Raw genomic sequence first — 2,078 nt, forward strand, 5'->3', positions numbered from 1 at the left:
GATGTAACTTTATGAACGTAAAAAGTACAAGATTCTTCTTTAAGTTTTTCAATGATGTTAATGTTTACTTTCATTTGTTATCCTATGTTCCTTTCTTCAAAATACATTCTATCGTTAGTTTGAAACACAGTTTTATCAAATTCAAAATAGTATTTTATATGAATATTATTAAGAAATCTATCAACATATCTCATTTTTCATCGCACCTTGTTTATAAACATCGTAACATTATTTTTAAAACACAACTTACCATATTACCATCAATTTAAGAAATGTATTCTTCTCTAAAAGGATAAAATTGTGTTGGAAATATAAAACGGAGATATTCCCGTTTTGAGGTATCTCCGTTTTGTTAGCTTGATGACGATGTTTCCATACCCCTACAATTGACTTATGGGACAACCTCATTTTTCACCTTCTATTCTAACTAACAAGTCGCGAAATTCGTTTCTTCTGCCATGAAAGTTTATAGTATCCGTATTGCAAAAGTAAACTCACAATAAATGCAGCTGGATATCCAATCCATATTCCTTTTATACCAAAATTTGTATGATAAGAAAGGTAATAAGCAACTGGGACTTCTACAAGCCATATTGATACGACACCGATAACAGTGGGCCATAGTACAGTTCCACTTGCTCGCATTGTCGCACCAATAATTTGAGCATGACCAAAAATTAAGTAACTCCAAAGTGTAATCATCACTAAACTATGTGCAATTTCGATTGTATTCGGGCTCGTTAAGAATAACGCTAGGATTTCTCTTGAAAACAAGTAAATAAGAGTGATTAATATTCCACCAATTATATAGTTCATAACAATTCCAGCGCGAATAACTTTCTGTAATCGATTAAATTAATTCGCACCAATGGATTGTGCAGCGAAAATGGATACTGTAATTCCAAGACTGACTGCCGGCATCTGAACATAACTTGCAACCTGGTTCACAACCCCATATGCAGCAGTCGCATCAGATCCGAAGCGATTCACAAATGAGATTACCGCAATCTCAGATAACGAAATAAGTATCATATTAATACTCGCTGGAATCCCAAGGCGTAATAATAGTTTTAATAAATCCCAATCCATACGAAGATATTTCCGTACTGTCTCATCTAATTGCAGTGGATGATTCTTCTTCTTTAAATAAATAAGCATAACAACAAATGTTACAATGGTTGAGATAACAGAAGCATAAGCGGCCCCATACACATCAAACTTCGGTATTCCTAGCCAGCCAAAAATTAGAATAGGTAATAAAATCATATTTAAAGCTGTACTAACAATTAAGAAATAAAATGGTGTTTTAGAATCTCCTGTACCTCGCATAAATGTTGTATAGGCAAAATATAAGAATAAAACTGGCATAGAAATAAATAAAATACGCGCATAATGCACACTCATATCAATTATATTTTCTGGCGTACCCATAAGGCGCATAATATTTAGGGCAAATATACTTCCCACCACTGCCAAAATAGCTCCTATTATAAAGGTAAAAGTCAGCGTCGTACCAACGATAGCTTTTAAACGATCTTCATTACGGGCACCAAATGCCTGACCAATTAAAATCGAACTACCTGATCCAATCCCAATTACAAATGATACAAGTAAAAAGAATAATGGGAAAAATGCTGAAATAGCAGCTAAATCATTCACACCAAGCCATCGCCCTACCACTACCATACCAAACAATTGTCCAACTGATTGTAATATATTACTTAAAAGCAAGGGAACTAAAAACATAGACATGGATTTCCATATTGGTTGCCCTTGATTTTGTGATTTTTCACTTTCTTGAATATTATCTAAGGATGATTTCAACTTTCTTTTCTCCTTTTATTAGGGGTACTATGTGATTCTAGGAATTGTACACGAAAGACAAAAAGAGATTTTAAACCCAACTTTATTATTTGTAAACATTACCCTATATTAAATAATCAACGTTTTATCATCAATTTCAGAATTAAATTTGGGGATAAAATTTAGCTAACCCTTTTTAAAACGCCCTTCTATATGGATACTTCCCATAGCCATCAAGCTATGTTTTCATCATGTTCCTCAAAAGAGAAAAATTG

Annotated in this window: 1 pseudogene; it reads right to left on the minus strand. The window is 33.2% G+C overall.

Going from position 1 to position 2,078, the window contains the following annotated elements:
- Positions 1–423: 423 nt before the first annotated feature.
- Positions 424–1,752, minus strand: a pseudogene (locus tag ABWK52_RS23925) (MATE family efflux transporter).
- Positions 1,753–2,078: the final 326 nt, after the last annotated feature.

Origin of the sequence: Bacillus sp. AP50 (genome assembly GCF_040492675.1) — a bacterium.
Lineage (GTDB): Bacteria > Bacillota > Bacilli > Bacillales > Bacillaceae_G > Bacillus_A > Bacillus_A cereus.